The organism is Edaphobacter aggregans DSM 19364 (assembly GCF_000745965.1).
Taxonomy (GTDB): domain Bacteria; phylum Acidobacteriota; class Terriglobia; order Terriglobales; family Acidobacteriaceae; genus Edaphobacter; species Edaphobacter aggregans.
In genome coordinates this window covers 1-6,492 of the sequence record NZ_JQKI01000217.1, presented here as the reverse complement: position 1 = coordinate 6,492, position 6,492 = coordinate 1, and the positions used below count along the sequence as shown (strand labels likewise).

The window sequence follows — 6,492 nt, the reverse complement described above, 5'->3', positions numbered from 1 at the left end:
CGCCGGGGACGCCGCATGCTCTTCACCACCTGCGAGATGCTGGTGCAGGATCTGCTGATCGCCAAGCGCGACCTCAAGCTGAGCCGCCTGATCAAGCGGTACTCGCGCTATGAAGGGATGGTGATCGACGACCTCGGCTACATACGCCAGACCCGGGAAGAGATGGAAGTCGTCTTCACGCTGCTGGCCGAGCGCTACGAACGAGGCAGCGTCTTGTTGACGAGCAACCTGCCGTTCTCCAAGTGGGAGGGGATCTTCAAGGACCCGATGACGACGGCGGCCGCCATCGATCGACTGGTGCACCACAGCGTGATCGTCGAGCTCAACGTCTCCAGCTATCGCCTGGAACAGGCCCGCCACAACGTGCAGACAGGCGACCAACCCATCCCCGAGCACCCTTCGGGTGAACCGGCTTCCGGCTCCGGGCTTCGCCCTCCGCCTCCAGCCGGTTCACCCGAACTCCACAAAGATGTCGTCAGCAGTTGATGGCGGTAGATGTCGTTCGTAGGGAGAAATAACTGTCGTCAAAGGGAAAGAGTAGTTGACGCTGAACATTAAATAAAGCTTTTATCATATTGTAAATAATAATCATAATCTCATTATGCTTTATGATCAGACGGAAAACGAAAGAAGAACTTCGCTGCCCGTCCCCCACTGTTTCCCCGATGCTTGCGACAGCAAAGGGCTCGCCGCTCGCCATGCCAATCGCATACGGCTGCTTGATGCCCGAAACCTGTTTCAACTCGTTAGAAGGCATCCATAGGAAACAAGGTATTTACGATTTTGAAAGGCGTCGCGAAATGCTGGCTTGCTTAAAACGTCTTCCGGTCGGGCGTTGAGCGTCGAGTCGGTTGTCTTTGGAGTCTCGGACCACGCCGGAGTTAGGCCTCAGAGCATCAGCTACATCTGCCGCTTCCCCTCGTCGTTCTTGAGGATCACTGACTGGATTGAGTGCGGAGTTACGTTGAATGTCGGGAGGAAGTTGGGGGCCTTCCGGACCTGAAAATATTCGGCGAGCGTCTGCTTGTCCCAGGATCTCCCGTATCGACCACCACATTCATTGCCCTCCTATCCCCGCGGACGGAGTGCGTCGGCGCAGCCGCGCTGCCACGCCACGCTCTGATTCTCGTCGAACACTTTACCATCGAGGCTAGCCTGAAAACCTATCTCTCCGATTGGCGAGATCCCGGATTATGGCCTCAAGGTATGGATCTTACGGCAGGTCATCAAGTTCTGGCAATTAGTTCGAGTGATCCATTGTGTTACCACCCGCCTTCTAGGTCGTCTGGTATGGCGCTAGGCCAGCGAATAGCTCATCCAGGTCGACCCAGATTGGCGTCCCTGGAACCTCAAGAGTACGTGCCGAGGTCCATACATTCTTCTCGCACCACTCGCCACTTCGAGTCTTGGGGTCGATGATCCAGACGGTGTGGACTCCCATATCAAAGTAGTCGGTCGCGCGCGCCCTAGTGTCACTGTAGCTATCATCTGGCGATAGAATCTCGACCACAAGAACTGGGGGTTCAACCAACACTTCAGGCTGAGGCTTGGGTAGTACTAAAGCGACATCCGGGATCCGCACCCGCGTCGGAGAGACCTGTACTCTCTGTTCGGTGAGAGCCATCACAGACCAGTGGCTCTCGTTCGTACCAAACCAGATAGTCAAAAGCGCCTGAAGGCGTGAGTGCTCGTATTTGCCCACGTTTCTCTCCACCAGCTCGCCATCGACATACTCTCGATCTGGCCGGTAATTCGTGCGCATATACTCCGCCATCGAAATCTGAACTGACGTCGCCATCGGGCACCTCTTGGGTTAGAGACAGTCTAGCATCGTTGTTTGTCAACTCGGGTTTTAACCTAAGGACTCAGTCACGAAAGTTGCACGTCAACGGTTAGATGAGATATCACCCGTATCTGCTGCAATATCGTCGTTTATTTATTTGAAAAAAGATGAGGTATTGTTCCTGGCTCCTCATCCTCCAGGATAACCGCAAGCAAAGGTGTCAATGCTTGGATGAGGAGCTGGGTTTGCTCCACTCCCCTTATTTTGGCCGCCTTCTTAAGTCTTTTCTTGAAACCGACCGGTGAACGGAATGATGTCGTGACCAAGACGGGGTTCCGCGGCTTCGTCGGTGATGCCTCGTCAGCTGCGATCGAGTCCAGGACCAGGGTCGTAAATTGCTCCACGAGTTGCCGTCTATTCTCCGCCATTGCTGCACTATACACGGCGGCCTGATAAAAGTACAATCCATACAGCTCTGCTGTACAGCTCCCCATTCGAACCATCCCAGTCCGCAGAACGCCCGGCTTCCTTTGAGACAACGCTCCAGCTGTACAGCGTGTATGTACAATTTGTGCGCGACGGAAGATGAGAGATCTCCCCTAAACTTCTCATTTATAAGCGTTTGAATTGTACTTCCTCTGTCAAATCGGCGATAGCGTTAGCGCGGGCCATTTCCTGGCAGCCGAACACCACTAAACAGACCAATATTTCCTAGTGGTCGTACCAGTTCAGTAAGTGGATGTATATTTATGCGATGAAAATGTATATTCATCAACTTGTGGAATTCCTGTGCGGCCCTGTGAATTGGAATCAGATCGCGGAGGCCGGTTATTCACAGTTCCGGATTTAACACGAAGTTTTACGTGGTATGTCGTTGATTATAAGCCGTTTACTTTGACCGCAGTTCCGCGTAGAAAACCGCAGTTCCGCGTATCAGTTTGCACAGGTCTTGGGGCAATTCCCTGCCCCGACCGCAGTTCCCGGTAGAACCTAAACCGCAGATCCGCGTATAGATCGCCGCAGTTCCGCGTAGGATTCCCGCAGATCCGCGTAGACCGACCGCAGTTCCGCGTAGCCTATATAGAAGCAAGATGTATTTACAGGATGTTTTTTCAGTATGGGCTTTATTTATGTACAGCAGTAAGAAGCACTGCGTGCCGATCGACCAGGGAGGGTCTAGGACTCTGAACCCAAAGCGGCTCTCTTCCCGAGTTTGGGATATCCCTCGAAGAAGCTGGTTCCGACCGGGAGCGGGTAGATCGTCAGGCCGGCGCTCGAGACGTCGAAGCGGATCTGGTTGATGGGATCCGGCAGGGTTTTCAGGATGGTCTTCGCTTTACGGAACTGTTGCGTCCACCTGTCCGGGTTCGAGTCCGAATTGTCGAACTGCTCCTGCAGGTAACGCCAAGGGATGAAGCTCTGTGTCGCGCCAGCGAAGGCCCGCCAGTACAGGAAGACAACATAGTCCATTAACCGGTGGGATTTTTGGGTAGCGATCAGCAGCTCGATCGGGATCGGGACCGGCTGCTTCTGGAGCTCGATGAAAAAGCGAAGTCCGAAACTGACCTCCTGTTTCGCCGAGAGCATCTCGGCAATGGAGACCGAGGGCTTCCACTTCCCTTCCGCATCGAACTCGGCTGTGATCCTGGCGTTGTCAATCATCGGACACTTCCAGTGCTCGATGATCTTCTCGTTCGGATCGATGTACTCTACCGTAATTCCGAGATAGGCTATCCTGGTGAACCTCTCCTGGACCGCTTTGTAGTTATACCCGGAATCCGGATTTAGACCGAAGAGGCGCATGTACTCGTTGGCATGGTCCCAGCGTAAAAGAGGGCTTTGCTGGAGAACGGCCTTGTTCGTCAGAAAGTAGGCCATGGTCCGGTCCGCGCGGAACGGAAGAGGCACATCCGGATTGGTCCGATTGAAGGTGACCCTGACCGAGCTGCCATCGGCGAGCCTGGATTTCCTGATTACATATTGCTCGTCGGTCTTGTTGATGGGGAGTCCACAGTATATGAGCAGCTGGGCTGTGAATAGCTTGTCGCCGCTCAGACCAGCCTTCCAGATGCCCATTAGCTTTTCGACTTGGTTCTTGGCTGCCTTTTCCCGTTCAAGACGATAGTCGGAGTAGCCCGGTAGCAGCTCCTGCGTGTTTTTCGGTGGCTTCCGCATCAATCCGTCAACGTTACAACATTTTGAAACAGAAGAGGACGAGGAGGCGATCAGCATGATCGTCCAGCCGCGTCCTCTTCTGTTCGTTTACATTACATATCCTCTGGGTAATCGATCCCGAGGAAGTTACAAACCGCTTTAGTAATGATCGCCTCTCGAGTGATGGTGATTCCCTCGAGATTCTTGGTCAGGACCTCTTTGGTTAACGCCTTGTCCACGTCGGGGTGGATTCGGAGACTGATCTGCTTCTTCGTCTTCCTCTCCCCAAAGTTTGCATAGAAGGATTCTTTGTGCTGATCGACGACCACTGGAGTCGGTTCCAGCGCCTCGGCCACTTCCCTGCTCTGCCGGGATACCCTCGTCTGATGACTCTTCGGAGCAGCCGGCGGAGTCGCTATAACCTCGCGGACCGGAACTGGAGCTGGTATAGCAGCTGGATCGGCCTCGATCTTCTCCGCTGGCTCCGGAGCCGGAGGCACCAGAGTCGGAGACATCAGCTCAGTACGAATGATCGGCTCATCATCGTCTGCCAGGTCGGTTAAGCTGAAGCGCTTACTTGATGGTCGGCCGGCTTGAGGCATTCGAGGATCTCCTTGATAAGTTTTCGATACTGTGTGGAAGAGGGCGACTTCGGCGAGTACTCTCGAACCGAGAGGCCGGTCATGCCAGCTTCGGCGACTGCTGCCGTGTCCGTGATCGCGGTTTTGAGAATGAAGGCGCGCTGACCAGGAATTGGTTTGGTCGCCTTGACCAGACTGACGGAGCCATCCTTATCCAACCTGCGGCTAGAGTGCTTGGCATTGTGAAAGAGAATGAAGCGAAGATTCTCGTTCTCCTTCATGATGGAGGCGACGAAATGAATCATGTGCTTCGTGGCTTCTAGATCGAGACCCGTGGCACGTACTGGAGTGATAACTGCATCGGATGCCTGCACGGCCGCCATCGTTATATCTACAATGTTTCCTGGACAGTCGATCAAAATGATATCCAGATCGTTGCGAGTCTTGAGTTCTGCCAGGTCTTCCTTTAGGAGGCCTGTAGGGATGGTTTGCACACTGAAACTATTTAGTCCCTGCTTGAGACGGTGCCTGTACCATTGCGTGAAGGACGCCTGCGGGTCCATGTCGATGACATGAATGCGGTATCCCACGCTGGATAGCTCTACAGCTACCTGCTGTGCTGTAGTGGTTTTACCCGCGCCACCCTTCTGGTTTGCAATGCTGATAATAATAGCCATAGAAGTGATGCTATCAGCGATCGAACCCATACATAAGTAACCAATGCGGTACTCCCGTGCTGGTAGCTTGGTAGCAGCGTAGGTAGATAGGTAGCTTGGTAGATAGGTAGCAGCCTACCGAGCTGCGCAGTGTGCTGACCTCGAAGGTAGCTTGCGAGCTCAAATGGTTGAACGCTGCCATGCCTTTAGATTCGCCCCAATCTCAAGATATCAAAGACAAAGAAATGGCGCCGGATCTTTCCGCCTTGCGGCTAACTCGCAATACGAACGCGCAGAAAGACCGTTTCAGTATTTCTCTCGGGGGTGATGGTTTAGCGGTTTCGCTAGCTGCATCATTCGGACCCAGTCGTCCACAGCTAGGGAAGATGGAACGCGTCGTGGAACTCTGCATGGGTGATTACTGATATAGAAGACCGTAGGGTATCCAAGGGTTTGACGGACTGCAAATGAAAAACAGTGAAGAATTGGAAAATCCCGCCACTAATCTTTAGTGAAGGAATATTCATTGAATCTGATGAAATACTGTGACTTAACCGGGGCTGTTCCGAGCGGGGAATGATCGTGGCCCTCACCTTGACCTTATTTAGGTCATTCTCTGGGGGGGGGATGAGGTGGTGGTCGGTTCGATGGCACCCCCGACTCTTTTTCGTCCCGTAATTGCGCAATCGCGCACTAATCCCCAACCGTCTATTTCCGCTCTTATGTGTGCGGAAATGCTGCTTCCTGTATCAGATACCGGAGAGCATTCAGATTCGAGGAGACCATCTGTTGCACGGCGACTTGTCGCATCAATGAGAGGCTCTTACACACAAAGATGTGTACATCTTCGATAAGATGCTTCCATGTCGCGAGCCAGTTGGGGCAAAAGGATTCTTGCTGTTTTCGGTGGCATCTTCGTTGTCCTTGGAAGCACTTACTTTTACCTGATTTCGCCGCACCACAGCTCCGCTCCACCTGAGTCCGCAGAAGGCTTGCTCGACAGGGCCGATACCTTAGCATGGGGAAATCGCTGGGCAGATGCACAGCCTTTGTACGCGAGAGCTCAGCATCTGTTCGACGCTCAAAAGGAACGCTCCAAAGCGCTGTATGCCGAAGTGAGCCAGGTCCCACCTGACGAATCGGGAAGTGTTCCGGCCAAAATCTTCCAACTCACCCAAGACCTGGGAAGGCCTGCAGCTCAAGAGGCCGAAACGAGGCTCCGTATTCTCACAATCCGGGGAATGCTAGAGACGAATTACGACGCGGCACAGGCACGGTCTACATGGGAGGAAGTAAAGGCCCTTGCATTGAAGCAACG

The 6,492-nt window shown here is 53.5% G+C and carries 9 protein-coding genes and 1 pseudogene; 3 read left to right on the top strand and 7 right to left on the bottom strand.

Translation table 11 applies throughout. The annotated features are described in order from the left end of the window. Positions 1-486, top strand: a 486-nt coding sequence (locus Q363_RS29825) for an ATP-binding protein (RefSeq protein WP_169747189.1), incomplete at its 5' end; no start/stop codon positions are given. Here Q363_RS29825 and Q363_RS29820 read toward each other — a convergent pair. The 7 genes and pseudogenes from Q363_RS29820 to Q363_RS29795 form a co-directional block, all read right to left on the bottom strand. Then, positions 476-742, bottom strand: coding sequence for a hypothetical protein (locus Q363_RS29820; protein WP_035358000.1), 267 nt, complete (start codon positions 740-742; stop codon positions 476-478). The genes Q363_RS29825 and Q363_RS29820 overlap by 11 nt on opposite strands. Beyond that, a pseudogene (locus tag Q363_RS47180) lies at positions 739-876 on the bottom strand (hypothetical protein); the annotation flags it as partial. The gene Q363_RS29820 and the pseudogene Q363_RS47180, both read right to left, overlap by 4 nt. Positions 877-1,276: 400 nt before the next feature. Then, entirely contained in the window at positions 1,277-1,798 is a 522-nt protein-coding gene (locus Q363_RS29815) for a Uma2 family endonuclease (protein WP_035357998.1), read from the bottom strand. Between the two features lie 134 nt (positions 1,799-1,932). After that, positions 1,933-2,322, bottom strand: coding sequence for a hypothetical protein (locus Q363_RS29810; RefSeq protein ID WP_157467882.1), 390 nt, complete (start codon positions 2,320-2,322; stop codon positions 1,933-1,935). Between the two features lie 637 nt (positions 2,323-2,959). Then, positions 2,960-3,958, bottom strand: coding sequence for a replication initiation protein (locus Q363_RS29805; RefSeq protein ID WP_035357994.1), 999 nt, complete (start codon positions 3,956-3,958; stop codon positions 2,960-2,962). Positions 3,959-4,050: 92 nt separating this feature from the next. Next, positions 4,051-4,539, bottom strand: coding sequence for a hypothetical protein (locus Q363_RS29800; protein ID WP_035357991.1), 489 nt, complete (start codon positions 4,537-4,539; stop codon positions 4,051-4,053). Then, entirely contained in the window at positions 4,497-5,195 is a 699-nt protein-coding gene (locus Q363_RS29795; RefSeq protein ID WP_169747188.1) for a ParA family protein, read from the bottom strand. Before Q363_RS29795 ends, Q363_RS29800 begins: the two co-directional genes overlap by 43 nt. 131 nt (positions 5,196-5,326) lie before the next feature. Here Q363_RS29795 and Q363_RS41580 point away from each other — a divergent pair, with 131 nt between their 5' ends. Both Q363_RS41580 and Q363_RS43375 read left to right on the top strand, forming a co-directional pair. Further along, positions 5,327-5,599, top strand: a complete 273-nt coding sequence (locus Q363_RS41580) for a hypothetical protein (RefSeq protein WP_157467876.1) — start codon at positions 5,327-5,329, stop codon at positions 5,597-5,599. Positions 5,600-6,166: 567 nt separating this feature from the next. Next, on the top strand, positions 6,167-6,492 hold a 326-nt coding region (locus tag Q363_RS43375), incomplete at its 3' end, for a hypothetical protein (protein WP_211256431.1).